This window comes from Aquabacter sp. (assembly GCF_965279295.1).
GTDB lineage: Bacteria > Pseudomonadota > Alphaproteobacteria > Rhizobiales > Xanthobacteraceae > Aquabacter.
In genome coordinates this window covers 433,739-456,767 of record NZ_CBDIHQ010000018.1, presented here as the reverse complement: position 1 = coordinate 456,767, position 23,029 = coordinate 433,739, and the positions used below count along the sequence as shown (strand labels likewise).

At 63.4% G+C, this 23,029-nt stretch carries 28 protein-coding genes; 9 read left to right on the top strand and 19 right to left on the bottom strand.

Features of this window, described 5'->3' with window-relative positions; all coding sequences use genetic code 11:
* Positions 1-422 precede the first annotated feature (422 nt).
* The 8 genes from ADADO0_RS20000 to ADADO0_RS19965 all read right to left on the bottom strand — a co-directional run bounded on the left by ADADO0_RS20000 (position 423) and on the right by ADADO0_RS19965 (position 5,071).
* Entirely contained in the window at positions 423-1,337 is a 915-nt protein-coding gene (locus tag ADADO0_RS20000; protein ID WP_511306957.1) for a lytic transglycosylase domain-containing protein, read from the bottom strand.
* A 4-nt stretch (positions 1,338-1,341) separates the two neighbouring features.
* The gene (locus ADADO0_RS19995) at positions 1,342-1,677 is read right to left on the bottom strand and encodes a DUF736 domain-containing protein (RefSeq protein ID WP_495310272.1); all 336 of its coding nucleotides are present in this window, start codon (positions 1,675-1,677) and stop codon (positions 1,342-1,344) included.
* A gap of 68 nt (positions 1,678-1,745) precedes the next feature.
* On the bottom strand, positions 1,746-2,291 hold the full coding sequence (locus ADADO0_RS19990) for a S26 family signal peptidase (protein ID WP_511306956.1): 546 nt from the start codon (positions 2,289-2,291) through the stop codon (positions 1,746-1,748).
* A complete protein-coding gene (locus ADADO0_RS19985; protein WP_511306955.1) occupies positions 2,288-2,809 on the bottom strand; it encodes a DUF2840 domain-containing protein in 522 nt (173 codons plus the stop codon). The genes ADADO0_RS19990 and ADADO0_RS19985 overlap by 4 nt, the downstream gene beginning before the upstream one ends.
* Complete coding sequence (locus ADADO0_RS19980) at positions 2,806-3,060, bottom strand: ribbon-helix-helix protein (RefSeq protein ID WP_511306954.1); 255 nt, start codon at positions 3,058-3,060, stop codon at positions 2,806-2,808. The genes ADADO0_RS19985 and ADADO0_RS19980 overlap by 4 nt, the downstream gene beginning before the upstream one ends.
* A complete protein-coding gene (gene parA / locus ADADO0_RS19975) occupies positions 3,057-3,710 on the bottom strand; it encodes a ParA family partition ATPase (protein ID WP_511306953.1) in 654 nt (217 codons plus the stop codon). The genes ADADO0_RS19980 and parA overlap by 4 nt, the downstream gene beginning before the upstream one ends.
* Positions 3,707-4,801 (bottom strand): replication initiator protein A, encoded by a 1,095-nt coding sequence (locus ADADO0_RS19970; protein ID WP_511306952.1) that lies wholly within the window; start codon positions 4,799-4,801, stop codon positions 3,707-3,709. The genes parA and ADADO0_RS19970 overlap by 4 nt, the downstream gene beginning before the upstream one ends.
* Positions 4,802-5,071, bottom strand: a complete 270-nt coding sequence (locus ADADO0_RS19965) for a helix-turn-helix transcriptional regulator (protein WP_511306951.1) — start codon at positions 5,069-5,071, stop codon at positions 4,802-4,804.
* Positions 5,072-5,318: 247 nt separating this feature from the next.
* Here ADADO0_RS19965 and ADADO0_RS19960 point away from each other — a divergent pair, with 247 nt between their 5' ends.
* On the top strand, positions 5,319-5,666 hold the full coding sequence (locus tag ADADO0_RS19960; RefSeq protein WP_511306950.1) for a DUF3088 domain-containing protein: 348 nt from the start codon (positions 5,319-5,321) through the stop codon (positions 5,664-5,666).
* Between the two features lie 28 nt (positions 5,667-5,694).
* Here the strand turns inward: ADADO0_RS19960 and ADADO0_RS19955 are convergent, their stop codons facing one another.
* From ADADO0_RS19955 to ADADO0_RS19945, 3 genes are all read right to left on the bottom strand, one after another.
* Complete coding sequence (locus tag ADADO0_RS19955; protein WP_511306949.1) at positions 5,695-6,186, bottom strand: DUF2285 domain-containing protein; 492 nt, start codon at positions 6,184-6,186, stop codon at positions 5,695-5,697.
* 46 nt (positions 6,187-6,232) lie between these two features.
* Positions 6,233-6,487, bottom strand: a complete 255-nt coding sequence (locus ADADO0_RS19950; protein WP_511306948.1) for a transcriptional regulator domain-containing protein — start codon at positions 6,485-6,487, stop codon at positions 6,233-6,235.
* A gap of 299 nt (positions 6,488-6,786) precedes the next feature.
* Positions 6,787-7,629: a DUF932 domain-containing protein gene (locus tag ADADO0_RS19945; protein WP_511306947.1), complete on the bottom strand. Its 843-nt coding sequence runs from the start codon at positions 7,627-7,629 to the stop codon at positions 6,787-6,789.
* A 325-nt stretch (positions 7,630-7,954) separates the two neighbouring features.
* Here ADADO0_RS19945 and ADADO0_RS19940 point away from each other — a divergent pair, with 325 nt between their 5' ends.
* Positions 7,955-8,770, top strand: a complete 816-nt coding sequence (locus ADADO0_RS19940; RefSeq protein WP_511306946.1) for a helix-turn-helix transcriptional regulator — start codon at positions 7,955-7,957, stop codon at positions 8,768-8,770.
* Between the two features lie 98 nt (positions 8,771-8,868).
* Entirely contained in the window at positions 8,869-9,417 is a 549-nt protein-coding gene (locus ADADO0_RS19935; RefSeq protein WP_511306945.1) for a YbhB/YbcL family Raf kinase inhibitor-like protein, read from the top strand.
* A 240-nt stretch (positions 9,418-9,657) separates the two neighbouring features.
* Here ADADO0_RS19935 and ADADO0_RS19930 read toward each other — a convergent pair whose 3' ends face one another.
* Positions 9,658-9,975, bottom strand: a complete 318-nt coding sequence (locus tag ADADO0_RS19930) for a DUF736 domain-containing protein (RefSeq protein WP_511306944.1) — start codon at positions 9,973-9,975, stop codon at positions 9,658-9,660.
* A gap of 824 nt (positions 9,976-10,799) precedes the next feature.
* Between ADADO0_RS19930 and ADADO0_RS19925 the strand changes: the two genes are divergently transcribed.
* The 3 genes from ADADO0_RS19925 to ADADO0_RS19915 are packed head-to-tail and all read left to right on the top strand — an operon-like array spanning position 10,800 to position 12,410.
* Complete coding sequence (locus ADADO0_RS19925; RefSeq protein WP_511306943.1) at positions 10,800-11,228, top strand: MerR family transcriptional regulator; 429 nt, start codon at positions 10,800-10,802, stop codon at positions 11,226-11,228.
* The gene (locus ADADO0_RS19920) at positions 11,164-11,583 is read left to right on the top strand and encodes a carboxymuconolactone decarboxylase family protein (RefSeq protein WP_511306942.1); all 420 of its coding nucleotides are present in this window, start codon (positions 11,164-11,166) and stop codon (positions 11,581-11,583) included. Before ADADO0_RS19925 ends, ADADO0_RS19920 begins: the two co-directional genes overlap by 65 nt.
* A complete protein-coding gene (locus ADADO0_RS19915) occupies positions 11,580-12,410 on the top strand; it encodes an NHL repeat-containing protein (RefSeq protein ID WP_511306941.1) in 831 nt (276 codons plus the stop codon). The genes ADADO0_RS19920 and ADADO0_RS19915 overlap by 4 nt, the downstream gene beginning before the upstream one ends.
* A 44-nt stretch (positions 12,411-12,454) precedes the next feature.
* On the opposite strand, the gene ADADO0_RS19910 is transcribed toward ADADO0_RS19915, so the two are convergent.
* Together ADADO0_RS19910 and ADADO0_RS19905 are read right to left on the bottom strand one after the other, a co-directional pair.
* Positions 12,455-12,871 (bottom strand): hypothetical protein, encoded by a 417-nt coding sequence (locus ADADO0_RS19910; protein ID WP_511306940.1) that lies wholly within the window; start codon positions 12,869-12,871, stop codon positions 12,455-12,457.
* Between the two features lie 144 nt (positions 12,872-13,015).
* Entirely contained in the window at positions 13,016-15,070 is a 2,055-nt protein-coding gene (locus ADADO0_RS19905) for a ParB/RepB/Spo0J family partition protein (protein WP_511306939.1), read from the bottom strand.
* Positions 15,071-15,646: 576 nt separating this feature from the next.
* Here ADADO0_RS19905 and ADADO0_RS19900 point away from each other — a divergent pair.
* From ADADO0_RS19900 to ADADO0_RS19890, 3 genes are read left to right on the top strand one after another with little or no spacing between them, the layout of a single operon-like run.
* Complete coding sequence (locus tag ADADO0_RS19900) at positions 15,647-16,258, top strand: hypothetical protein (protein ID WP_511306938.1); 612 nt, start codon at positions 15,647-15,649, stop codon at positions 16,256-16,258.
* 56 nt (positions 16,259-16,314) lie between these two features.
* Positions 16,315-17,424, top strand: a complete 1,110-nt coding sequence (locus ADADO0_RS19895) for a toll/interleukin-1 receptor domain-containing protein (protein WP_511306937.1) — start codon at positions 16,315-16,317, stop codon at positions 17,422-17,424.
* Positions 17,424-18,785 carry a hypothetical protein gene (locus ADADO0_RS19890; RefSeq protein ID WP_511306936.1) on the top strand — a complete coding sequence of 454 codons (1,362 nt, stop codon included), beginning with the start codon at positions 17,424-17,426 and terminating at the stop codon, positions 18,783-18,785. The genes ADADO0_RS19895 and ADADO0_RS19890 overlap by 1 nt, the downstream gene beginning before the upstream one ends.
* On the opposite strand, the gene ADADO0_RS19885 is transcribed toward ADADO0_RS19890, so the two are convergent.
* The 5 genes from ADADO0_RS19885 to ADADO0_RS19865 all read right to left on the bottom strand — a co-directional run bounded on the left by ADADO0_RS19885 (position 18,782) and on the right by ADADO0_RS19865 (position 22,758).
* Positions 18,782-19,597, bottom strand: coding sequence for a hypothetical protein (locus tag ADADO0_RS19885; protein ID WP_511306935.1), 816 nt, complete (start codon positions 19,595-19,597; stop codon positions 18,782-18,784). The genes ADADO0_RS19890 and ADADO0_RS19885 overlap by 4 nt on opposite strands.
* 35 nt (positions 19,598-19,632) lie before the next feature.
* Positions 19,633-20,658, bottom strand: coding sequence for a hypothetical protein (locus ADADO0_RS19880; RefSeq protein ID WP_511306934.1), 1,026 nt, complete (start codon positions 20,656-20,658; stop codon positions 19,633-19,635).
* Positions 20,659-20,759: 101 nt separating this feature from the next.
* Positions 20,760-21,977, bottom strand: a complete 1,218-nt coding sequence (locus ADADO0_RS19875; protein WP_511306933.1) for an AAA family ATPase — start codon at positions 21,975-21,977, stop codon at positions 20,760-20,762.
* Between the two features lie 47 nt (positions 21,978-22,024).
* Positions 22,025-22,459 (bottom strand): type II toxin-antitoxin system VapC family toxin, encoded by a 435-nt coding sequence (locus ADADO0_RS19870; protein WP_248117506.1) that lies wholly within the window; start codon positions 22,457-22,459, stop codon positions 22,025-22,027.
* A complete protein-coding gene (locus ADADO0_RS19865; RefSeq protein WP_511306932.1) occupies positions 22,459-22,758 on the bottom strand; it encodes a ferritin family protein in 300 nt (99 codons plus the stop codon). The genes ADADO0_RS19870 and ADADO0_RS19865 overlap by 1 nt, the downstream gene beginning before the upstream one ends.
* Positions 22,759-23,029 lie beyond the last annotated feature (271 nt).

The following is a 23,029-nucleotide window of genomic DNA, read 5'->3' as shown; positions in this document are numbered from 1 at the left end:
CCCGAACGGAGGCCGCGCCGTGCTGGCGAGCGATCTTCCGGACGTTGGTGAGGAAGCTCTTGGCCTGGCCGGCCTTCGACGCATCGGAGCGGATGCGGCCGGGCTTCGGCCGGAAGCGGTTGTCGTCGTCGGCGCTCATCGGCGGCAATCCGCCCGAAACCGCCGATTCCGAGGAAGAGTGCCGCGAAGAACGTGACAGATACTGGCTTTGCCGCGCCTCGCGGCACCATGCAGGCCCGGCGACGGTGCCGCCCCAAACAGTGTGCAGACAAGGGCTTGGCCCCCGGATCGGACCCATGGGGTGCCGTCCGCTTTAATCTTGCCCTCCCGCCTCTCTGCCCATCCTGACCCTGATTCAGCCTGATCCCGCCGATTCCCCCTGCACACTGGAAAGGACCGCCGGGCATGCCCAACCGCCGTGCTCATCGCGGCCCTCCCGTTTCCGCTCGGGCCACGAACAGGCCGGCCGATTGCGGCGCGATCGCCGAGACATCGCGCACGGGCGTTGCAGTCGGAATGTCATTCGACTGCACAGGATCGGCGGGCGATGTGCGCTCAGCCTGCGCGACGAACAGCGGCGCACGGGTCCATGACTGCGGATCGACCGCTGCGACTTCGACCGGCGCGGTGATTTCGCCGCCGCCGATCTGCGGGGCGAGCGTGGCGACATAGGCGCGCGTTTCCGCTGGCAACGGACGGCCTGCGAGATGCTCTTCGTATCGACCGGGACCGGCATTGTAGGCAGCCAGAAACCCCGGCGATCCGTAGCGGTCATGCAGCTCACGCAGATACGCCGCGCCCGCCAGGATATTGTCGCGCGGATCGTAGGGATCGCCGCCGAGCCGATGACGAGTGCGCAAATCCGCCCATGTCCCCGGCATGATCTGCATCAGACCCATCGCGCCCTTGGGCGAGATCGCCCCCACGTCGTTGGCGCTTTCGACGCGCATGACGGCCCTGATCCACGCCGCCGGAATACCGAACCGCTGCGCCGCCTCGGCGATATCAGCGGCATGAGGATCGGCCTGGGATAGGCGCTGGACCGGCTCGGGCTGCGCCTGACAGGGCAGCGGCATCGCGACGGCGAGCACGGCGGAAAACAGAAGGACCGCCGATCGGACGGGCATCCTGTCTCCGCAACGACGCCAGCCTGCCAGCGTGCTCGCTACGGTCAAGGGTTCGCGCACAGCGCCGATCTTCGATCGCCCTTGACCTTCGCTGCGCGCGCCGGCCGACGGATCGTCGAGCGGGACGAAGGGATGAGACGGCTTTCCTGCGAACAAAGGGATGGGACTTCGACGGGACAGCAGGCGCGCAATTCTGAAGGGATAGCGCATGGGATCACTCCCGCTCGCCGCGCTTGACCGGGCGCGTCCAGTGCAGCGACCAGGCGGCCCCGCCGTCGTCGTCGCGGAACAGATTGGCGCGGATCGGCTGCGGCAAGGCGGGATCGTCGATCAGCAGCGAGATGTACTCGCCCGCACGTTCGCCGGTGCGTTTCCAGCCCGCGCCGATCTCCGGCCCGTCGTCTGCGCCGTGATGGATGCGATAGTCCGGCGCGTTCTCGGCATCGGACGGCTCGGCAGGAACGATGGTGAGTTCGCGGTAGAGCGTGAGCGTATGGACGCGTCCGACGAAACCCGTCGTCTCGCGCGTGAACTGGCCGATCTGCGGCATGGGAAACTCCTCGATGCTGGGGGTTGGGTGAAAGCCGGCGGGCGCCATGCTCGCCGGTATCGGGGCGGTCAGCGCGTGGCGGCGCGCCAGACGAAGCGGCCATCGCCGGCTTCGTCGGTGTAGATCGGGGTGGCGCGGCCGATGACGGTGCTGACCGGGATCGGGCCGAAGTAGCGGCCGTCCAGACTGTCGCGGACGTCCGCGTTCATCAGGAAGATCTCGTCCCCGGCGATGCGGCGGCAGCCCGACCAGACCGGAAGATCGCGGCCTGCCCGGTCGCGGTCGAGCGCCGCGCCGAGTTCGATCCCATCGACGGTGATCGTGCGGCGGAGGCGGCAGACCTCTTGCCCCGGCAGTGCCATGACGCGCTTGAGCAGCGGCACGCCGCGGCCGATATAGCCACGCTCGACTATGAGGTCGGCGAGCGGTTTTGGAGGATCGACCGCGACCAGATCGGTCACGGTCAGGTCGCCGGGCGGATCGATATCGTAGAGACCGATCGGCGCGCTGGCGGAGACGTTCCACACCAGTCGCGTCGGCGTCGGAACGAAGGACGCGATGGCGACGCCCATGATCGAGAAGTACGTCACCATCACATAGCCGAAGCGGGTCATGGTGCGACGCTCCGACGCTTGAGGAACGCTAGGTGCTGGTCGGCGGTGTAGGCACGCGGCTCGTGACCGGCGGTCAGCCGGTTGTGGACGTGCCGCCAGTGATCAGGCGAAACGTCCTCCGGATCGATGCCGATCGCCTGGATGGCGTCGATGTGGCGGAGCACCTGTTCGACCTTCGGCCAGCCGTCGATCTTGAGCAGGATGTCGCCGCCGGGCCGCACGAAGGGCAGCGTCTGATAGGGTTCGTGCGGTTCCACGGCGCGCACGATGTCGATGCGGGAAATGATCGTGCCGAAGTCGTTCGACGCCCAGCGGACGAAGGCGAAGATGGCGCCCGGCCGGAACGCGAAGATGCGCCGCCGCCGGTCGATGATGGTTTCCGCCGCGAGTGGACCGAAGCGAACCCAATGCTCGATCTTTTTCTCGATATGGATCAGTTCGACATGGGTCAGGTGGTCGGAGGGATGCGCTGACGGCACGGGGCCGCCGCGCACGCGGGGAGCCGCGTTGCCGGTCATGGAGTATCTCCTTCGGTGGGTGGGAATTCGCGCGCGAGCAGCTCGCGCAGCATGTCGGCGACGGTGACGCCGCGCTGAAAGGCGACGATCTTGATCCGGCCGCGCAGCTCCGGCGTGATGTCGATCGTCAGCCGGGCGGTGAACGCAGCGGCATCGCCGGTGCGAGCCGGCGGCGGTTCGGTCGCCTTGATCCAGCTTTCGGGATCGGCGGGACGGGATACGAAGCCGCGCTTCGGGGATCGCTCGCTCATGGCGCGATCCTTCCGATGTTGAGGCGGCCGATCTCGGCGGCCAGCACGGCGATCTCGCGCGCGGCCGGACCGTCCGCGTCGATCTCCGATGCGAGTCGGCCGGACTGCGCGGCGTCGGCGAAGACGACGCGCTGGCCGATGGTGGTGGCGAGCAAGGGCGGATCGTGATCGGCCAGCGTCTCGGCCGTCTCACGGGCGATGACGGTGCGCGCGCCACAACGGTTCAGCACGAAGCGCGCGGCGAGATCGGGCCGGTAGATGCGCGCCTCGGTGAGCAGCGCCAGCATCTCGGCCGAGGCCCAGCCGTCGAACGGCGACGGCTGCACCGGGATCAGGACCAGGTCGGTCGCGAGCAGCGCCGAGCGCATCAGACCGGCGACGCGCGGCGGTCCGTCGATGACGATATGATCGACGTCGCGCGCCAGCTCGGGCGCTTCCCGATGCAAGGTGTCGCGGGCCACGCCGACGACGCCGAACAGCCGTGGGTGACCCTCCCGCGCCCGCTGCTGCGACCAGTCGAGCGCCGAGCCTTGCGGGTCCGCGTCGATCAGCGTGACGCGCCTGCCGGTCCTCGCCCATTCTCCGGCGAGATGCAGGGCCAGCGTCGTCTTGCCGACGCCGCCTTTTTGATTGAGCAGCGCGACGATCATGGCACGCGCCTCGATCGCCCGGCGGCACCGGCACCATGGCTCGCGCCCGCGCGCGTCAAAGACAAAGAGTTAGATTCTTGGTTAGACTCTAAGTTAGCAGTCGGATTCCGCGTTTCGGGCCAGAGGTTTAACTGCGGTCCGTGCGCCCGAAATCCCGATAGTCCTGCGCCCGAAGTCCCGACACCGCTTGCGCCCGAAGTCACGAGCGTTTCCACAGCCTCGTCCACAGGCACTGTGGATAGTCTGGAGGGGCGGATTTGCAGGAGTTCGCGCCGTCCCTCGCGCCAGATGTAGAGGCGGTAGCCGGGCAACGGCTGGCGGGCGACGATACGGCGGATGTCGAGCGCGAAGTCGGATGGCCGCGCCAGGCTGCCGGACTTCTCGTGGAGATGGGCAATCTCGAAGACCCAGCCATGCGGCTGTCGGCCGGCGTGCTTGCGGGCGACGCGGTAGAGCCAGCGTTCGATCCCGCCCGTCAGCCGGAAATAGTCCGGGTCGATGGTCAGGACCAGCGAGCGGTCGATGACGCCGCGATAGAACCAGTCGGGCAGCACGAACTCCATGCCCTCGACGCGGCCGTCGTGGGTGGTCATCTCCTCCCATTCGTTGATCCAAGAGAACTGATGCCGACGCCAACGCTCGCCATGGCGGATGGTCGTGGCGATGACGGTCGATTGCAGGCGGGCGAACGCGCCCTTCAGCAACCGGTATTCACGCGCGCCGGTGCCCCGGCCGATCGCCATCAGGAGCTGGTACGGCGTGAAGCGCAGAAAGCGGGATGTCTTCAAGCCATGGTTCTCAGCCTCGACGATCTGGCTTGCAGCCCAGATCAGCACGTCCGCGTCCCAGATGGTCGCCATGCCATGTTCGGGCATGGCGAAGACCTCGACGCGGACGCCGCCGGATTCGTAGAGTATCGGCGTCACCCGCTTGGTCTTGGCGAGCGAGAAGAACGGCCGCTCCATGAGATCGCGCTGGTCGCGGGGCGACGCATCGCCCGTCGCGACGACGAAAGGATCGAGCCTCGCCCGCTCGCTGCCGACAAGGCGTTGCGAACACCGTCCGGCATCGGGAGATGAACCGGCGCGCATTCAGCGTACGCCCCGCTCGGCTGGCGTCAGGGCACGCGCTGGGAAAACACGGGTCGCATCCTTGTCGGTCGTGGATTTGCGGGCGGCGACCGCCGTCCAGGCTTGCAGATCGTCCAGTGCATAGACGACGCGCCCGCCGATCTTGCGATAGGTCGGGCCAGTGCCGTAGGTGCGGTGCTTTTCCAGCGTCCGCAGCGAGATGCCGAGAAAGCGCGCTGCATCGGGCGTGCGCAGGAATCGGGGCGGCAGCCCCGTCTTCGGGTCGATCATGATTGGACCTCCGGGTCGGGTTCAGCGGCTGTCGGCGGCGACAGCGGGCTATGGCGAACCGTGGCGGAGGATCGGCGGCTTGCAGCGTGCCGGAATCAGCGGGGTGTGAATCCGGCACCCCGGCGAGCCAGCCTGTCAGCAGCGCTGCCCTTACGAATTAGAATTACCGTGCTCACGCACTTCGTGACGCTGACGGTTTCGTCAGACTCATGTATTCGAGCGAGAGGGTGTAGTCGGGGGACTTTGCATGATGCGTGACAAGCTCTTTTTACTGAAGCCGGGATTTGAAGATCCGTCTTATCCCGGCCAAATATTTTACTGCTGGCATTGCGCTCTCATGGAAGGCGTATTGGCGTCGTTTCCTGAATTGAGCGAACGGCTTGATGTAGAACGGATTGCGTGGCCTCGACCGAGGAGGACCGTCATTGACGTGGTGGGATTGGAAAATCAGTCTTTACCGCTACTGGTCCTGGCGGAAGGAGAAACATCGTCCCACCAAACCGGCGCCTACCGAGGGCGCGCTTTCGTCTCTGAGAAAGACAATATCCTCGCCGCACTGACAGAGCGGCACGGTTTCCCGAATCCCCATCCGTGAGTTCTGCGCCACGCTAAACGCTGGGCACTCAGCGCCGACGCCGTGGACGGACGGGATAGGTCAGCAGCTCACGATAGCCGCCGCGCATGTAGAACAGGCCGTCCGCAACGAGGCGGCGGACCTTGTTCTTCAAGGGGCTGACCTCCCAATCGTTCTTGGACCGGCCTTGGAAGCCGAGCAGCGCCTCGGCGATGACGCGATAGCTGGCGCCGGCCAGCTTCGCGTCGAGGGCGCGCAGGATCAGGATGTGCCGGTCGCGGGTCTGGGCTGCAAGGTCGTGATGTCGGTCGCCGGGCGGGCGTCCGGCCAGCGCCAGCCAGAAGCGCAACGCCGCTTCGGCGCGCAACTCGAACAGGGTGTCGAGCGGCAGGATGACGACAAAGCCCGTTGGACCTTCGGGTGGAGCGTTCGCGAGCCAGAAGCGATGCTCCCCGCCCGATCCGCGCCGGAGGCCGTGCCAGGTGCCATCGACGGCCGATCGCGCCGCGACGCCGGGAAGCCTCGGCAGCACGATGGGCATGGCAAAGTTGTCGGGCGGATCGCTCGATGGCTGGAGCCGGAAGGCGTCAGGCTGAAGCGCGGGCGTCCAGAAGAGCGATGCGCGATCGGCGGGCTGGTCCGGGTCCGCCGCGAAATCGCAACCCCCATCGGTTCGTGAAGGCGGTCTGCGCGTCGGTGTCGTGACGGGATTTCCGCTTCAGACGATGGAAGTCGCGGCGATACTCGTCGTCGCGGCGGAGATACTCCCAAGCGAAGCCGGCGGCAGGAATGCTCTGGGCATGTCCATAGGCGGCCGGCGAGCGCCAATCAGAACTCGGCATGGCGTCACCTCTTTTCTTCCAGCATGGGATCGGCGCTGGAAAGACGAAGTGTCCACAACTTGGGATATGCTTTGAAGTCAGCGTTACCGGATATGTAGATCGCGCAAAGCGATCAATATTGGCTAATCATTACTTAACGTAGCAAAGTCGATCTGGCGAGCCGGGCGCAGCCAGGCGAGCGGCGGCCGTGGCGACGACACGGCCGCGCCGCCGATCCGGGTCCACGGATCGGCGGAAAATCGGACAGCCGGATACAAGCAAAGCCGTGCAACCGGAAACCCGGCTGCACGGCTTTACGATCATCCGTGTTTCAGGCGCTGCATCCCTTCGGCCAGCGTCCACAGCGCGCGGTTCAGTCCGACATTCTGGTCGATGCCGTTGATCGCGCGGGTTTGGCTGCGACGGATACGGCCTTCGGCATTGGTGCGGCGACCGTCCAGCCCGCCGCGTATCAAGTTCTCCTGAATGACATTGAACGTGCTCCACAGGCTTTGCCCGACATCCTCGCGGCGGCGCGGGGCGATGATCTGATCGGGGCGGACAGGGCTTTCGTCCTCGCCATAGCGGGCGACAAGACTGGCCTCGGCCAATACGCGCTGTTCGTCCTGCGACAGGCGCGTTTCCTTCATCGTCTCGGTCGCATCGATCAGGCGGGGGAAGTCTTCGGCAACGGTATAGACACCTTCGATGATCTGATCCTGTATGCCGCCCTTGTGGGGCACGCGGACTTCCTCGAAGCGCTCGCCCGCGATCATGCTGTTGGTGCAGACGAAGCGCAGCATCCCGGCGAACATCTGGTAGGCCGATGTCCCGTCATGGCTGTTGACGATGATGACTTCCGCCGCCTCGGGTTTGCCGATGCCGTCATTTCGGCGCAGGCGCAGCATATGCTTGGCGTGGCCGTGGCGGCTGCCGTCGCGCGGCACCGACTGGACGGCGAAGAACGGAAACCATCCTTCCCTGCGCAGCCCCTCCACGATCTCGATAGTGGGGACGTACACATATCGGTCCGACCGGCTGTCATGCGCCTCGCGGGCGAAGACGGACGGGACGTGTCGGTAGAGGGCTTCATTGTCGAGGGCTTCGCGGCCGCTGATCTGGTGAGCGTTCCGGCCGAACCGGGTGGCGAGTTGATGATACATGATCTGTCTCCGTGGGTCTGGGTTGGAGCGCAGCGCTGCGCTGCAACCCTGGCCGTCGCCGAGACCGGGGTAGCAAGGTGCAAGGGCGGCCGGGCCGGAGGGGGATCACCCGGCCTGCACGGAACGGAGGAACGACGTGGAGGAAGGCCGGGGACACCGGCCCGGATGAGCGTCAGCGATCCCTTGCACCGCGCGGGGGCAGCGCCCCTAGCAAAAGGCTTCGAGTTCCGTTTAGCATGCTCGTGTGGAAGTACATGGAAGTGCTTTATTATCTTTGAGACTGGCCAGCGCGGATAGCCACGTCAGAGTTGGGAAAGTGGCAAAGATGAGATTAGAAGTTAGAAGCGGCGATGAGAGTTGCGAAGACGCTGTTTCAATCCTGACGATCACGCAGGCGACTGCCGCGACATTCGCCGATCTATTTATACGCCTTACCTTTCTTTGCTTTGTTCAATCAGGCTCAAAGCGAGTGGTCTGTCCGGTTAATGGAGAGATGGTTGGACAGGAGGGTGACCTTCTCATCTTTCCACCCGGCTCAATGATGACGCTAGAAAACCGTCCGCTGCTGAATGCGAGCTATCGCGCGGAGGGTGTCTATTTCGCGCACGAACTCATGGAGACTGTCTTCGCCGATCAGCCGCAGCGCAACGGACCAACGGGTCTTCAGATTGTGAGGGCAAGTCCGCATCGCCCTTTCGAGATCCTCGGCTTGATCCAGCAGACGCTGGGCGATGCAACGCTGCCTTGGCCCATCCGCCAGCATCGCTTGCTGGAGCCGCTGATATGGTTGCGTCATCACGGCGTTCGCCTTCCGATCCCGCATGACGAGCGACCGTTCAGCAAGTTGCGCACGCTCATCGAAACCGATCCAGGCCGACCGTGGCGGGCGGCGGAGGTGGCGAAGCACTTTGCTATGAGTGAGGCGACCTTTCGGCGGTGGCTGGCGAAATCAGGATATGGCTTCTCCAAAATTCTTCAGAACACACGGCTCGAGAGGGGGCTGACCTTGCTCCAGACCACGGGCATTCCCGTGTCACAGATAGCATTGGAATGCGGCTTCACGACACCCTCGCACTTTTCGGATTCATTCAAGAAACGGTTCGGGATCAAGCCTATGGCCATACGATCGGCCGCCGATTGATCGTTTTTCGATAGTTTTTGAGCGGCGACCGGAAGTATCCCGTCCCGCCAGAGGCTAGGTTCGAAGCATCGTCACATCTGAAAAAGGAGAATGTGAACATGCTTCTGAAGAGATATTTCGTCGGTATGGCACTTGCCGGCGCCATCAGTACGTCCGCCTCTGCCCAGGATTTCCAGTTGGCCAGCGCATCGGTCGCCGAGGGCGCCAAGCTCGCGACCGCGCAGGTCTTCAAAGGCTTTGGCTGCGATGGCGGCAATCGATCGCCGGACCTGTCATGGTCGAATGCCCCCACAGAGACCAAGAGCTTTGCGATCACCGCTTATGATCCCGATGCCGCAACCGGTTCCGGCTGGTGGCACTGGAATGTGGTGAACATTCCTGCCAGCGTATCGGACATCAAGCTCGGCGCGAGCGGCACGTCCGAACTGCCGGGCGGATCAGTCGAGATCAGAAACGACTATGGAGTGGCGGGGTTCGGCGGAGCCTGCCCACCCCCTGGCGAGGTGCATCGTTATATCTTCACCGTCCACGCGCTCGGCGTCGAGAAGCTTGATCTGCCGAAGGACGCGAGCAACGCTCTGGCCGGGTTCATGATCCGTGCGAATTCGATAGGCAAAGCAAGCATCACCGCCGTTTACAATCGCTGACCGCGGCTGGGGATCACGGAGTCGGACGTGAATGTGCCGGTTGGTTCAGTGCGGTATCGCCGCCGCACAATCGCAACCCGGCGCTCAAGAACATGCTCGACCTCGCTACCGAAATGAGCCGATCCGCGCGTCTACCTGAAAAGCGTACATCCTGATCGCCGTATTCCCTGACAGGCGGTGACAGCCATGACCATGACGAAGCCCCGCTCGGGCGAGCGGGGCTTCTGGAGATGTCCGGTCTCAGTCGCCGTTGCGGCGCGACCAGATGAGATTGTGGGCTTCGCCGTCCTCGCCCTCGACCAGGCTGGCGTAGATCGGTGCGGGGAAGCTTGGATCGTCCAGCTTGACGGAGAGATATTCGCGCTGCGTCTCGCGGGCCGTCTTCTTCCAGGCCGCGCCAAATTCCGTGGCCCCGGCGAAGATGCGGAAGTCGGGGCCGCGCTCGCTGTCGCCCTCGGTGGGAACGAACTTGGCCTTGACGTTGAGGGTCAGGGTCTTGACCGCGCCGGTGAAGCCCGCGCCGTTTTCGTTCTTGGTGAAGGTGCCGATGGTCGCCATTGTCGTGTTCCTTTTCGCATCCGGCCGCGCCTATCGCGGCCTCGATGGTGGTCGTTCGACCGGGGACGCTTGGCCCCGCACCCGGAGGGCGGGAATGCAATGGACGGCGGACGGCGGCAGCTTTTTTGTCTCGCGATGCAAAGCGCGCTCGCGCGGCGGAAAAAAGCTGGCGACGGACGTTGCGGGGAGACGAGCGAGGCGCAGCCGGTGTTCGGTCAGACCCAATCCATTCGAGGACGCCGTGGGTGTGGCTGACAGGGAAAGCCGAGGAACACGGCACTGGTGACGGCCGGTCCCCGCGCCAGACGTGAAAACGGTGGTGAACCTGCGGGTCGCGTCAACCTTCCCTGACCTTCGACGGCAAGGCCCGTCCATCGTCCACGGGCGGACGTGGACGCTTCCCGATCTTCGCCTTCTTCGCAGCGCCAGTGTTGGCAGGCCGGAGATGACACTCGCCGCAGCAGCGTGACTGTTCTCGCCAGCGGCCGATCCAAGATTCCACGCGGTAGCCTAGCCGAAGGTATCGAGGCCGAGAACGGAGAGACCGCTGTATTGGCCTTGCCGCCATCGCTGTGAGCAGACATCTCATGCCCTTGCTCGCCCGAGCGGGGGGCTTCGCCAGCGGAAAGGCCAGCAACCGCCGCTCTTCGCGTTAGCGATTGAAGCCGAATGGCGGAAGCGCGCTCTTGGCGTGGTTCCGGCGCAGCCGAAAGCGCGGCCCGAAGGGCAACGCCCAGCCCTTCGCGCCTTATAGAAAAGTCCCCTTGACTTAGAGTGCGCTCTAACTCGTATCTGTTCATGCGTCGTGACGAGAACAGGTGCTCATGAAGATTGGTGAACTGGCGAAGCGTTCGGGATTGTCGGCCCATACCATCCGTTACTATGAGCGGATCGGGCTGCTTCCCTATGCGGACAGGAACCAATCGAGCCAACGGGACTACGACGCATCAATCCTGATCTGGATCGAATTCCTCGGGCGTCTACGAACGACCGGGATGCCGATCCGGGACATGCTGCGTTATGCAGCCTTGCGGGAGCGCGGCGTCGGCACGGAGACGGAGCGGCGCGAAATGCTGGAACAGCACCGCGAGCGCGTCCGCACCCATGCAGCCGAACTCCAGGCCTCTCTTCTCGTCCTCGACACCAAGATCGCCGGTTACGCCGGCCAGGAACAGAGGATGAAGGACTATGACGCAACACCACCAGAGCGTCGGCGAAAGCCGGCTGGAACGCGGACGGCGCGCGCTCGCTGACATCGACGGTCAGGCCGGAGAGAAGGTCGTCGCCTCGCTGGCGGATATCGCGCCGGACTTTGCGACCTATCTGATCGAATTTCCGTTCGGCGATATCTACAGCCGCCCCGGCCTTGACGTGCGTGCGCGTGAGATCGCCACCATCGCGGCGCTGACGGCCATGGGCAACGCGGCCCCGCAATTGAAGGTGCATATTGAGGCCGCCCTGAATGTCGGTTTGTCTCGCGGCGAAATCACCGAGATCATCATGCAGATGGCGGTCTATGCCGGCTTTCCGGCCGCGCTCAATGGACTGTTTGCCGCGAAAGAGGTGTTCGCGCACCGTCCCCCTCAGAAAGAGGAGCGTGCGGCATGATGAGCCTCCTTCGCTCTATCGCCATCGGCAGCGCTGTTGTCCTCGCTACGGTCTCAGCCTTCCCGCTCATGATCCCGACAGCCGGTCAGGCCAGTGCGGCGACACCCGAAAAACTCTGGGATGGCTTCAGTTCGCCGGTCGGCATGGCCTTCGATGCGGCTGGCCACCTCTATGTCGCGGAATGGGGCGCGGGGCGCGTCTCGCGAATCGCCCCGGACGGCACGCGCACCACCTTCGCGGATGGACTCTCAGGTCCATCTGGCCTCGCGGTCGGGCCGGACGGCGCGATCTATGTGGCGTCCTATTCCCGTGACGAAATCTACCGCTTCACGCCGGACGGCGTGCGCAGCGTGCATGTGACGGGACTGGCGACACCCGCCGGGATCGGTTTCGACCGCGCCGGCAGACTGCTGATCGCCAACCGCCGCACCAATCAGATTCTCGGGTTGACGGATAAAGGTCGGCTGGAGCCGGTCATCGACGGGCTGCAAACCCCGGTGGGTGCGGTGCAGACGTTGGACGGCGGCTATGTCGTTTCCAACATCGGCGGCGGCGTCACGATCGTCCGACCCGATGGCACACGCATCGAGGCCGGAACGGCCTTCAGCACGCCCGGACCCGGCGTCGCGATGACGAAGGACGGCCGCGTGTTCGTGGTCGATTATGGCGGCACGACCGTTCGAGAAATTCTTCCCGACGGCCAATCCCGCGCGGTGGCCGAGGGCCTCATAAGCCCTGTCGGTCTGGTGCTGGCACCAGATGGGGCGTCATTGCTGACGGCGGCATGGGGCGACGGAACGATCTATCGGATTCCGATCCCGCGATAGGGACAGGACAGGCGGCAGCGGGCCAGCCTGCAAGCTGAGATCGGTCAGCGACTTTCGGAAGGCACGGGCACAGCCAACCGCAACAGGGCCGATACGCCGACGAAGCCGCCACCGATGATGCAGAAGATCTGCCGCCACACCTCGGACGGCACGGCCTCGCGCGTGACGCCGTGGACAAGGGCATAGCCTGCGACAGCGGCGGGCGCGGCGAAGACCAGCGCCACGATCAGCCGCAAGCCCGGCGAGCGCAGCGAGGCGAAAGCGAACACCAGCAGGCCATAGGCTGCGGCCCCGGCGACGAGGCCTACGAGGCCCGCACCGATCAGGCCGGAGCCGCTGGCATAGGCCAAGCGCGCGGCTTCCACGCCAAGCATGAAGGGCAGCGCATAGACGGCGAGCGTATAGGCCAGGACGCACAGTCCCGCGATCAGCGCCACGCTCATCAACATCACGGCGATCATGACAGTTCTCCATAGCGCCGAAGACGGTGGCCGTCATCGGACAGTCGAGGTCAGCCGGTCGCGCGGTGAACACCGCGCGACCGGAATTTTGGAGCGTCGGACGGACGGAAGGCCGGGACCGCTGATGCGATCCCGGCCCGGTCATCACTCGGCGGCAATCTGGAAGGCGTCACCTTCCTGCTGCTGGTCCAGCCACGCGGGCCGCGCCGTGCGCAGGGCGGCGGGAAGCCAGCCGGTTCCGGCCAGAAGCTGTTCGGCAGCCTCCGCCATGTCCGTCTTCTTCAAGCCCGCGATCCGCTCCGCCGCCGCATCGCTGACGGCTTCCCGCACGGCGGCGAGGATATGCGCCTTGGTAACGCGACCCAGATAGGCCCGCACGGTCGGCGTCCAGTGCGCCGTCATGTCGAGCGCCACCGCCGTCGCCAGCTTCTCCGCCGTCGCATGGGCGTGGGGCTTGCGCTCCCAAGGCTGCTTGACCGCATTGACGGTGAGCGAGGCGCAATGGGCGAACAGCGCCATGACGCTGGCATGGTCCAGACCGGCGACGAAGCCCCACAGCTCGCCCGCGTCACGCGGCATGTCCGCCGCCCATCCGGCATGACGATCCGCCAGCGCCTTGCCCGCCGCCGTATCCTCGATGCCGTCCGCATGACTGGCGAGTGCGCTGCTCGTCGGGCGGATTTCGAGGCAGGTGGCGTCCACTCCGCGATAGAAGGTCTGCGCCGCCAGCGCATGGGTGACGGCGATCAGCGCCATGTCCGGCTGCTCGCCCAGCGCAAGGCGAAGGCCCAGCGTCCGGTGCGAGGTCAGGTCGCGGACGAGAAGGTCCGACAGCGGCTTGCCCGCATCCCCGGCATCCTCGTCCTCGGCCTCCGACACGGGAACCGGGTTGCCGTCCGCGTCATCATCGCCGCCCTCGATGATCTCGCCATCTCCGTTGACGGGAACGCCGTCCACCACGCTGCCGCCGTCACCGCCCACATCACCTCCGGTTTCCGGCTTTTCATCCTCGGGCCGAATGAAGCCGCGCTCGATGCGGGCTTCCCCATCATGGGAGAGGATAACGAACACACCACCACGGGCGATCTCGTCGGCATCGTAGGCGTGGCGAAGCGCGTCGATGCGCTCGATCTCGGCTTCCAACTCTCCGAACCGCTGATCCACATCATCAGGCAGTTCCTCGGCGCTGTCATACTGCTCGGTCAGCGCGCCATACTCTCCCTGCGCGGCGGCATAGGTTGCCTCGTCTTCCTCCGACAGCGCCACGGAATGCGGATAGGTGCGGCGAAGGCCGTTGCCGTGTGGATAGTCGATATGGACGGAAGCCCACTTCCAGCCTTCCCCGGCCTTCACGCTCTCCGCGATCCCCTCCAGCTTTGCGATGACCAGCCGGTCCAGCAGGGCGGCATCTTCATAGAAACCGCCGCGATCCTCGGTGAACAGATCACGCAGGATCACACCGCCCGCCTCGGTATAGGCTTCCGCGCCGACGAACACCGCCCGCCGATCCGTCGCCGCGATGTGCATCCGGGTCAGGTCGCGGCGAATGGTCGAGGGGTCCTTGTTCCACGACAGGTTCTCGTAGACCTGCTCCTGCCGGGCCGGATCGTCCACGATGGCGAAGGCCATCAACTGCTCCAGCGTCAAATCCCCGTCGCGATAGACCTGCATCAGCTTGGGGCTGACCGCACCCAGACGCATCCGCTGGCGCACGACATGCGCCGTCACGCCGAACCGGGCGGCGATTTCCTCCGCACCCCATCCGCGCGTTTCGGCAAGCTCGCGAAAACGCTCGAACTGATCGGCGGGCGAGAGGTCTTCACGGGTGACGTTCTCGTCCAGACTGATTTCGCTGGCATCGTTCACCGTGTCGATCACGCAGCGAATGGCTTCCGTCTTCTTGATCTGCTTGCGCTTCACGCGCAGCAACTGCGCCAGTCTGCGGCCCTCACCGATGCTGACGAGATAGAAGCCGGTCGCGGCGCCCTCGGCGTCAAACTCCGGCTCCACCACGAGGTTCTGCAGGATGCCCTTGGCGTGGATGCTCGCCGCCTTCGCTTCGATGGACGCCTCGCTGTGCGGCGTCTTGCGGGCGTTGTTGGGATGCTTCTTGAGCTTGTTGAGCGGGATGAACACCTCCGCGCCCGTCACGGTCACGGCGGCGGGGATGGCGGTGGTTTCTGTGGCAAGGGTCGTCATGGTCTTTCTCCTATGGGCTTGGGTTTCGCGCAGCGAAGCGCCGCGCTGAAACCCTGCCCGTCGGCGAGACCGGGGGGTGCAAGGGCCAGGGCGGCCGGGGTGGAGGGGGATCACCCGACCTGCACAAGCGGATGTCCGTCGTGACGGATGTGCTGAACATCCCATCCGCGCGGAAGGTCGGGGAGACCACCCCGGACGGCGCCGGCTTGCCGGCGCTTTACCCTTGACCGCGCCAGGGGGCGGCGCCCCCAAGCAACCCGCCCGGCGCGAGCGTCAGCGGGAGCCGGGGACAAAAATCGGATCAGGATGTGCAAAGCCTAGAAACCGGAAAGTTGTGCATCCTGATCGCCGTATCGTCTTGGGGCGTTGCGGGGTTTCCCCGGAGAAGGGTTCGGACGAGACTGTGGCTCGGCCGCAGGGGAAAACATTCCCCTCAATAGATATTAGTGCGTATTTAATCTGGGCAGACATGAGCATCGCAAATCGTAAGTGCTTCATGATGGTTCTGCTGTTACTTTAACGGTCTTGATGGGTGGCGCAGATAGCTTTCAGTTCATCGGATACGGGAGCATCTTTGTGGACTTTGAAGATCTCGTCACGGCGCTTTCGCCGCCACCAAACCGCATTGGGAAATCCGACGGGGAGCACGAACACCATCTCTATGAAGGGGCGGTGATGGTCGCCTACGCCATGCACCTCTTGCGAACCGAGGATACCCGTCATGTCCGCGTCCACCCCGATGGAGAACATGGCAAGCAATTCGACTTCTCGGGCTGGCTGCTTCGGCGCGATTTCGTCAAGGTTTCCAGCATCGGCACCACCAGCTATGGCGGCCTCTATCGGAATGCTGCGGGCCAGGAGATCACCGTCAATCCCAAATCGGGTCAGGGGGATGTGGTCGCGGAGGTCGGCAGCCAGGTCATTTCGGCCGAATGCAAAGGCGGAATCATCAACACGAGACATTCGGGTCAGGTGTCCCGGCTCTACAAGGGTCTGTGCGAGACGGTAGGCCTGTTGATGGCGACGCCATCGCAAGGGCGTCAGGTCGCGGTCGTGCCGTTCACGGAAGGCACGTTGCGTCTTGCAGAGCGACTGGCACCGCGCTGCGGGTTGGCCGGCATCGAGATCGCGCTGGTCGGAAGCCGTGGCGAGGTCAGGGATGTGCAGCCGATCGCGGTCCCAGGATAATCCTGCGAGGCTGAGAGGCGGCCGACGTTACACAAGAACAATAAGGGAGAGAGATGATGAAGCGCGTACTGACGGTCGGGGTCACCTATACCGGCGAGACGATCGAAGGGGTCGAGATCGAGAATCTCGGGCTGTGCCAGGCTGGGGTCAATAAAACGCGCGCGGCGTTCCCCCTCTACGAATACGACACGATCATCATTAATCCGCAGAGCTATACGCATTTCCTGTTCGGCGCAGAAGGCGAGTTCTCGAACGAGCCTCACGAACTGGGAAAGCTCAAGCGCCAGAACGAAAGCTACGACATCGACACCGCATTCGACGCGGAAGATCGGGAAAAGGAGATGGAGGCTGCGATTGCGGCCGGGGCAACCGTGGTCTGGTGCCTGTCGGAGCCGAAGCGGATGAATTTTTACGGCTATCGCGAAACCCATCTGGGCTATGTCGCCCCGAAAGTTGCCGCACTCGTGAAACGTTCGGCGCTGCTGGTGAAAAAGGGCCGGCGGATGGGCGCGATCGATCACGACAGCCCCTTCGTGCGCTATTTCGATGTCCTGTCGAAAACGGGCTGGAGCCTATGTCTGTCAGACCCGGCCGAGGGCATGACGTCGATCGCCTCGACGCCCGAGGGCTATAGCCTCGGCGGACACGTTGTGCGGGGAGCCACGGTCGGATGGTTGCTGACACCGCCAATATCGGCAGAGGCCGAGAACCAGTTGGTGCGGGACAGCCTGGCGCTGGAGAAGGCCGATCCGGCACATGAGAAATATCATGGCATATTCTTGAGCCATACCGGCGTCGACAAACCGTTCGTGCGTCGTCTGCGTGACGATCTCCTCGCGCATGGCGTGCCGCGGGTCTGGCTGGACGAGGCCGAAATCGACATCGGGGACTCGCTGATCGCCAAGATCGACGAGGGCATGAAGCTCAGCCGCTACATTGCCGTCGTGCTCTCTAAAAAGTCGATCGACGCGCCATGGGTGAAGAAGGAACTCGATGTGGCGATGAACCGGGAGATCACCAGCGGCGAGGTTGTCGTGCTGCCGCTGCTCTACGAGCCATGCGAGCTGCCTGAGTTCCTGAAGGGCAAGATGTACGCCGATTTCTCAAAGCCAGAGGAATATGAAGCCATGCTGGCAAAGCTCTTGCGCCGACTGCGGATCACCTGATGGCCGACATGGCACCCGCCCCGAACGAAGTAATGTTGCGGGAGATGGCGGAGCTGTGGCGGCTGAGCCCGCCCGGGCCTGACAATCTCCTCGCCGCACCGGCGTTCGAGCGGCTGCGCGACGCCTGCCGTGACGGCTATCCCAGTGCCGGCAAAAAGGGACCGGCTTTCGCACTCTCGACTGCGCTGCGCTCGCTCGGTCTCCCATGCGCGCTTCGCGCGGACGCGGCGCATCTCGCGTCTCCCGTCGAGACGGCGGCAATAGGGCTCGATATGGCGCTTCGTGCGACCCATGCGCGCCGCCTTCATCTCGCGCCGCTGGATATGGCGGAGGAAATCCCACCGTTGGCGTTCGGGTCGGCGCGGGTTGGCCGTTTCACGTCGGACGAGCTTCGCGCGTTCGTCGATACGACACGGTTGCAGCGCATGTTCCAGGGCATGGATTTCGATGCCGATCGATTTTCGGAATTCCACTGGCTGGTTGTCAAGGAGCATGTGGCGCTTGAAAAGGAGCCGGAGGCGCGCGCCGTGCCGGTGCTCTTCATGGATATGCGAGAGGACTTCGGGCGCGTCGAGCCGCACAAGGGGCGATTTCCAAGCGCGCTTGAAGACGCACTGTTCTTCTTCCTGCTCGCGCCTTGGGAAAGTTGGTCGACCATGCCGGAAGTCGATTGGCGCGGTTTCCGCGTCCCATGGGTTTATACGGTCGATAGCGACATCTTCGTGCGCCCCAGCTCACCGCCGTCAGCCGATACGCTCAACTGGGAAGACCGCATCTATGATGACGGCTACGGCGGGACGGTCGAAGTCGAGCGCCCGCTGGAATTGCGACTGTCCGACGAGGCCAAGACGGGGATCACCGTCTGGGATCAACATCGGTGGACAATCGTCGAACAAGCGAAGCGGACGGTCCTGTTCGAAACGCCGATCGCCCACTTCCTCGTCCGCGCATTCCTGGCAGAGGACGTCGATGAGTTTCTGGCGCATGTAACCACCATCGAGGCGGCTTTGGGCCTACAGGCCGACTACCAGAAGAGTTTTCGCGTCGCCCCGGATCGGCACAAGAAAATGAGTCCGACGAAAAAGATGCGTGGACGGGTGGCCGGACTGCTGGGCAATCGCGACTATGCCGACCAGTACGAGACGCTCTTCAACGTCAGGAGCGCTTTCCTGCATGGCCGCGCGATGGCGTCGATCTCGACTGACGAGCAAGTTCTGGCCCGGTCGTTGGCGCGTCGCATCGTCGAAGCGCTCATTCTGGCGACACAGGCCGGACCGATCACCTCGCGCGAAGATTTCTTGGACGATCTGCTCGATAAGGGGATTCAATTGATCCAGGCGCCCGCAGCGTCAACGATCTAGTCGTCTTCGCCATACCGACTACGATAGGCCCCAGGATATCCTCGCCCGAGAGCCGCAAAGTCTGCCTCGCCTGCGCTATGGACGTTTAGCAGCCTGTCCGGGCCAAGGTGCGAGGTGGCATATAGGTCGAATCCGCCCCAATCGGTGTGACATGAGAGGGAGCGCGCGTAGAGTGCGATCACCGCTTTGGCCGCTGAATAGGCGTCGGGCGTGACGCCGAGGGGGACGGCGATTTCGAAAGCGCGCGGGGTGCCTAGATTCGATAGCTTGTAGAGCATCTCGCCTTCTTCGTGATTGAAGTAGGCGGATTCACCACCCCAATGAGCGAGCAGAGATGTGACGCCGCCATCGTCGATGCGCTGCGGGTGAGATGTCATCCAGAACTTGCCGCCGCGCGAGCCGAGTTGGTCATTATGAAAAGGGCTGGCCTCGAAAATCACACGCGCCTCGTCGCTGGTGAAGTCACCATCAGCCACTCGATCAGCAAGGCGTGCGCGCAAGGAGTCCAACGTCGCCGGATAAAGACCATTGTTCCTTGCCGAGGCCACTTCGCGGTCGGTCATGCGCGTATGATGCCAAGCCCGGATCGTGCGGGTCTGCATGACGGCCATTAAATCATCGGCGAAACGATAATAGGCGCTGGCATGAGGGTTGGAGGGGGGTGGCCCCCGCCGGTCCGATGCTTCGCGTTCCAGGTAGTTCGCCCGATCGGTTGCAAAATAATCGACAAAGACCTGTTTTTGGCTGTGCAACACGTCGATCAACGCCGCGTCGAAGGTGTCGAGATTCCAGACGTCGATCGGCGCGGTCATTGTTCGGTCACCGCGTCCAGCCGTTTGAGAAGATTTCATGTCAATTCGGTCTGAATTCCGCCGTCCAAGATTTGGCTGACAGGCGCGATCAAGAGACCGTCCTTTCCGACGAGCGAGAGATCGCCGATCCGTTCTTGCTGTCTCGGCACAAGGGGTTGTCCTTGGAGATACGTAGAGAACAATTCTTCATCCAGGCCAACGAAGCGAACAAGACCAGGATCGGGAAGGAGTTTCGACAGCTCGTTGGCCTGGTCGAGGTCAAGATCGAGCGGCCCAAACGGCGTAATCACCACACCCGAGAAATGGCGCTTCTGATCATCGCCCTGTACCCGCACGCGCCGACTCGGCGTCAGGATTTTTCCACCCTCTCCGCCGGGCTTCAATAATCCGAGACCAATCGCCGTTTGTGCGACATGGGTGCGAGCGACCGCCTGGACCAAGTCTTCGATCTCTTCCGGTGTCAGCTTCTCTCCCTCCGTTTCAGGGTCGAGCACATAGAGATAGGGATCGCGCGACGGTGACGCCAAACCCCATCGCGACATGACGGCCCAACCTTTCACGCTCTTGGAACGCCAGCGCGGACCGCGAACAGTCGGTGTACGCTTTTGCACACGGACACCCATAATTTGTCCCTCCGCGGTCTTGATCGGACCAGGTTTACCGCCGCGCGTGGCATTCCCCTTTTGATGCGAGCCTTTTGCCTCGCCAATGGCGAGTTCGCCTGGCCTGGCGCATATCCAGTCGGGCATTTCCGTAAGCGAGCGCGGTTTCCGGCTGACGCGCCAGTTTGGTGAGAGGTGGAAATTGTCGCCATCGATCGCAGCGAACCAAACGAAATCATGGTTGAGCTGGAGATAGGCGCGCGCGAAGAAGCGTCCGAAGAGGGCGGAGAAAGCACGGCGCATTTCCGTACCGCGACCTGGACCCTGTTCGCGCCAGACGAGATTGGTGCCCGGTTCAAGCAGATCTTCGAGGAATGCAAAAAGAGACGTTGCTCGTGGCGCGGTCTGGAGAATCTCATTCCATGCGCATCGCGCGACATCGTCCATGTCGAAGGACATCTGACTCATCGGGTGCCCGCTTGGCATCCGCAGATGGGCTGGGCACGCGCTTGGAGGATCGATTATGTAGCGTTGGAATCTCGTGCTCATCCTGGGCGGGCCTATAAAAACGAATGCACGGTCAACGCGCCTGCGACGCTGGAGCCGACCCATTTCTCACCGTCCGCAGCCTTGAGGTCGATCGCATCGGTTTCATAGTTGACGCAAACGAGCGTCTGGACGGCCGGCTCGTCGAGCTGTGTCAAAGCCTCCACGAGACGGCGCTTGTTGTCGCTATCCAGGCCCAAAAACAGGCTGGAATCCACGATGATCATCCAAGGGGTCGGCTTTGGGTCTGCCCGGATCATTCGGAGAAGGACGTCGAACAGCGCGAAGCTATGTTCGGAACCAGCCAGTCCTCCCGTCTCATAAAAGAAGTCACTGCCGGCCGAGCGGACCTCCGCGCGATACTCGCCGATCCGGCGAATTCGCGATCCGAAGGTCGAGCTACAGAACAACTCTTCGCGCAGCGCGTCCCAGACCTGATCCTCGCTCATCCCAAGCTGCGGCGCGAGCGCGCGCAGATCTCGGCGAAAAGGGTCTTTGATCCGGTTGGGTTTCAGGCTTTGACTATCCAAGTATACGATGTTGAACAGCGATCGAGGCCAGTGTGCTGCGACGTTCCCGTTCACCTCTATATGAAGACGGGTCTGATGGAGTTTCGGGACACGTTTGAGGGCCACAGGCTCTTCGCTGAGCCGCACGGTTGTTCTCGCGCCGTTCACTGAGACGGCCGCCTCGATCATCATTGACGGAGAGCCAGCCCCGAAGAGGCGCCAGCGTTTGCGGAAATTCTCGAAGTTCACGCCGCCTGCAAAGGCCGCAATGCTCTCGCAAAGACTGGATTTCCCGGAACTGTTCAGTCCGAAAACGACATTGTGCCGACCAAGGGAGATGCTGGTCCGTTGGCGAAACGGACCGACATTCTCGATGGAGATGTTGGTAATTCCATGCTTGAGCAAACTGTCGGCGCTGGCGATGCGCGCGAAGACCCATTCCTGGTGTTGCGATTTCCAACGTTTCAGATCGTCAGCGGTGTGTCGGCTGGGATTGTCGTCGATCTGTTTTCCGTGGAGCTGGCACATCCAGATGCCGTTGGCCTCGCTCGCCCGTTCTTCAGACGTGAGGTTGCCGTCGTAGCGCGGCCCTCCTGACGAGGCGGCGGTGATATGGGCGCCCACTCCGACCATCGTCAGGCCCGACCTGCGATCGTCGGACGGGCCAATCGTCAGTTGTCGGCAATCAGGATAGGAACACATGTATCCGGTGCGCTGCGCCATCAGCCTAAGCGTAGGTTTCGTAAAATCATCGCGCGCGCCTGTCGAGGTCATAGGCGCCCCGATGCGCGCAACGGGTTGATGATCGTGACGCCGGCAAAGTCTTTCTCGTTATCGGTGACGACGGTGCATCCGTGAGCCTCGGCGACGGCGGCGATGATCGTGTCGAGCGCGCTGCGGGGCCGACCCTGCGATTTCCCCTCGGCCATCAGGCGTGCCCAGATCAGGCCGGCGTTTTCGTCGAAGGGGAGTATGCGGCCGACGAAAAGTGCCTGTGGACCCTCTGGCCCTGAGAACCATGCCTCAAGCTGATCGCGGCGTTTGCCGGCCGGCTTCTCCAGAACACCTCGACGGATTTCGGCGATGGTCAGCGAGGCGATGAAAAGGTCTTCGTCGTTTTGCTCCCCCATCCATGCGAGCAAGGATTCCGACGGGGCCGGTTTTGCGATGTCGCTGATGATGTTGGTGTCGAGCAGGTAGCGCATCAGATTTCGACGTCTCGCCCTTCTTTGCGGACCCGGACGAGATCAAGGTCAGCGCCCACGAGAGGGGAGCGTCGTAGCGCAGCCAGAATTCCCCCCTTCTTCGGCGGCTCGCCGCCGATGGTCTGGCTCACTGCCGCGCGGAGACGCGACGCCTCTGGGCCGTCTTCCGCAAGGCGACGGGCCAAGGACCGGATAAGGTCGCGATCGGCATCTCGCGCCAGTACCTCAAAGCGCGCCAGGCCGCGCTCGCTCAAGCGAGATCGATAGTTTTGAATGGCACGTTTTTGCGAGCTGCCCATGGCTACCTCCTGGATATTTCCAGTAATATAGCCGCACGGCACAATTTTTCAAGGATGCTCTGAAAGGCGAAGGCGCAGCCTCTCGCAACCATCGAAAACTTAGAAGGCCTATCAGATGAGAGGCATCTCCAAGGCCAGTGACGCGATGGTCGTGGCAATTGAAATGGGCGCAGTGCGGCACTAGAGGGCTATAGCGTAGATGTAGTGCTCATCATCGTCGGGCGCGGCCCGCCAGGTTTAAGGCGCTGCGGATAGAGGCTGCGATTAGCCG

What these genes read in the sequence shown, in the direction of transcription:
- ADADO0_RS20000 (WP_511306957.1), bottom strand. Translation starts at nt 1,337, where the DNA reads ATGCGCTATCCCTTCAGAATTGCGCGCCTGCTGTCCCGTCGAAGTCCC.
- ADADO0_RS19995 (WP_495310272.1), bottom strand. Translation starts at nt 1,677, where the DNA reads ATGCCGCAGATCGGCCAGTTCACGCGCGAGACGACGGGTTTCGTCGGA.
- ADADO0_RS19990 (WP_511306956.1), bottom strand. Translation starts at nt 2,291, where the DNA reads ATGACCCGCTTCGGCTATGTGATGGTGACGTACTTCTCGATCATGGGC.
- ADADO0_RS19985 (WP_511306955.1), bottom strand. Translation starts at nt 2,809, where the DNA reads ATGACCGGCAACGCGGCTCCCCGCGTGCGCGGCGGCCCCGTGCCGTCA.
- ADADO0_RS19980 (WP_511306954.1), bottom strand. Translation starts at nt 3,060, where the DNA reads ATGAGCGAGCGATCCCCGAAGCGCGGCTTCGTATCCCGTCCCGCCGAT.
- parA (WP_511306953.1), bottom strand. Translation starts at nt 3,710, where the DNA reads ATGATCGTCGCGCTGCTCAATCAAAAAGGCGGCGTCGGCAAGACGACG.
- ADADO0_RS19970 (WP_511306952.1), bottom strand. Translation starts at nt 4,801, where the DNA reads ATGCGCGCCGGTTCATCTCCCGATGCCGGACGGTGTTCGCAACGCCTT.
- ADADO0_RS19965 (WP_511306951.1), bottom strand. Translation starts at nt 5,071, where the DNA reads ATGATCGACCCGAAGACGGGGCTGCCGCCCCGATTCCTGCGCACGCCC.
- ADADO0_RS19960 (WP_511306950.1), top strand. Translation starts at nt 5,319, where the DNA reads ATGATGCGTGACAAGCTCTTTTTACTGAAGCCGGGATTTGAAGATCCG.
- ADADO0_RS19955 (WP_511306949.1), bottom strand. Translation starts at nt 6,186, where the DNA reads ATGCCCATCGTGCTGCCGAGGCTTCCCGGCGTCGCGGCGCGATCGGCC.
- ADADO0_RS19950 (WP_511306948.1), bottom strand. Translation starts at nt 6,487, where the DNA reads ATGCCGAGTTCTGATTGGCGCTCGCCGGCCGCCTATGGACATGCCCAG.
- ADADO0_RS19945 (WP_511306947.1), bottom strand. Translation starts at nt 7,629, where the DNA reads ATGTATCATCAACTCGCCACCCGGTTCGGCCGGAACGCTCACCAGATC.
- ADADO0_RS19940 (WP_511306946.1), top strand. Translation starts at nt 7,955, where the DNA reads ATGAGATTAGAAGTTAGAAGCGGCGATGAGAGTTGCGAAGACGCTGTT.
- ADADO0_RS19935 (WP_511306945.1), top strand. Translation starts at nt 8,869, where the DNA reads ATGCTTCTGAAGAGATATTTCGTCGGTATGGCACTTGCCGGCGCCATC.
- ADADO0_RS19930 (WP_511306944.1), bottom strand. Translation starts at nt 9,975, where the DNA reads ATGGCGACCATCGGCACCTTCACCAAGAACGAAAACGGCGCGGGCTTC.
- ADADO0_RS19925 (WP_511306943.1), top strand. Translation starts at nt 10,800, where the DNA reads ATGAAGATTGGTGAACTGGCGAAGCGTTCGGGATTGTCGGCCCATACC.
- ADADO0_RS19920 (WP_511306942.1), top strand. Translation starts at nt 11,164, where the DNA reads ATGACGCAACACCACCAGAGCGTCGGCGAAAGCCGGCTGGAACGCGGA.
- ADADO0_RS19915 (WP_511306941.1), top strand. Translation starts at nt 11,580, where the DNA reads ATGATGAGCCTCCTTCGCTCTATCGCCATCGGCAGCGCTGTTGTCCTC.
- ADADO0_RS19910 (WP_511306940.1), bottom strand. Translation starts at nt 12,871, where the DNA reads ATGATCGCCGTGATGTTGATGAGCGTGGCGCTGATCGCGGGACTGTGC.
- ADADO0_RS19905 (WP_511306939.1), bottom strand. Translation starts at nt 15,070, where the DNA reads ATGACGACCCTTGCCACAGAAACCACCGCCATCCCCGCCGCCGTGACC.
- ADADO0_RS19895 (WP_511306937.1), top strand. Translation starts at nt 16,315, where the DNA reads ATGAAGCGCGTACTGACGGTCGGGGTCACCTATACCGGCGAGACGATC.
- ADADO0_RS19890 (WP_511306936.1), top strand. Translation starts at nt 17,424, where the DNA reads ATGGCCGACATGGCACCCGCCCCGAACGAAGTAATGTTGCGGGAGATG.
- ADADO0_RS19885 (WP_511306935.1), bottom strand. Translation starts at nt 19,597, where the DNA reads ATGACCGCGCCGATCGACGTCTGGAATCTCGACACCTTCGACGCGGCG.
- ADADO0_RS19880 (WP_511306934.1), bottom strand. Translation starts at nt 20,658, where the DNA reads ATGTCCTTCGACATGGACGATGTCGCGCGATGCGCATGGAATGAGATT.
- ADADO0_RS19875 (WP_511306933.1), bottom strand. Translation starts at nt 21,977, where the DNA reads ATGGCGCAGCGCACCGGATACATGTGTTCCTATCCTGATTGCCGACAA.
- ADADO0_RS19870 (WP_248117506.1), bottom strand. Translation starts at nt 22,459, where the DNA reads ATGCGCTACCTGCTCGACACCAACATCATCAGCGACATCGCAAAACCG.
- ADADO0_RS19865 (WP_511306932.1), bottom strand. Translation starts at nt 22,758, where the DNA reads ATGGGCAGCTCGCAAAAACGTGCCATTCAAAACTATCGATCTCGCTTG.